Source organism: Kineococcus indalonis, from assembly GCF_009906395.1.
Taxonomy (GTDB): Bacteria; Actinomycetota; Actinomycetes; order Actinomycetales; family Kineococcaceae; genus Kineococcus; species Kineococcus indalonis.
On record NZ_JAAALM010000879.1, the window covers coordinates 1 to 961 of the forward strand.

At 81.8% G+C, this 961-nt stretch carries 2 pseudogenes; both read right to left on the reverse strand.

What is annotated here, in order from left to right:
- Nucleotides 1-455: pseudogene (locus GTR00_RS21690) on the reverse strand (hypothetical protein); the annotation flags it as partial.
- Between the two features lie 74 nt (nt 456-529).
- Nucleotides 530-961 (reverse strand): annotated as a pseudogene (locus GTR00_RS21695) (hypothetical protein); the annotation flags it as partial.

The following is a 961-nucleotide window of genomic DNA, read 5'->3' on the forward strand; positions in this document are numbered from 1 at the left end:
GGCCCACGCGCTGGCTGCCGGCGCTGCTGCCCGCGCACGACGTCGACGCTGACGGACAGCGGGGGAGCGGTGCACGGCAGGTTCGTCACGGCCAGCTCCACCGGGGCCGGGTGCCGGCGCGGCGCGGGCACCCGCACGAACGCGTCCGGGCTGGGCAGCGGCACCCCGTCGTGCGCGGGCAGCAGCGCCGGCAGCCAGCGCGTGGGCCCGGCCAGGACCGCGTGCAGCGCCTCCCCGGCCAGGCCCGAGCGCAGCAGCGCGGCGCGCTGCTCGGCGCGCAGCGCCCCCGGGTGCGCCGGGTGCGCCGAGCCCGGCGGCACGTGCACCGCGTGCGGCACGGGCGGGCCGCCGCGCTCCACCCACCACAGCAACCGCGCCGGGCGCACCCACAGGGCGTGCACGACGGCCGAGGGCTCCGTGCCGGCCCGGCGTCCGGGAGCGGTGCGCGGGAGCATGGCGCCATCGTGGCCGCCGCCCCCGACACGACCGCCCCGGCCCGGCCCCGGTGGCCGGCTCAGAGGCCGGCGGCTCAGAGGTCGGGGGCGACCAGGGCGGCGTAGGCCTCCAGCTCCGCCAGCAGGCCCTCGCGCTCGTCGTCGTCGACCCAGGCCGCCTCGAACGCGTTCCGCTGCAGCAGCACCAGCTCGTCCGGGTCCAGGTCCGCCTCGCGCGCCAGCGCGACCAGGTCCGCGGCCGGGCGGGCGCCGGAGACCACGGCCACCCGCACGCCCCCGCGCAGCAGCGCCGCGACCACGGACGGCGCCGCGCCCCCGGCGGGCGCGCCGGGCAGCGCGCGGCACGTCACGGCGGTGCCGCGCTCGCGCACCAGCGCCAGCAGGCGCGCATCGCGCACCACGTCCGCGCCGTGGTCGAGGCGGTCCACGCCGACGTCCTCCAGCACCCGGCGCAGGTCCTCCGGCGAGCCCCGCCCGCCGCCGTGCGCGCTCGGCCGGGTACCGGC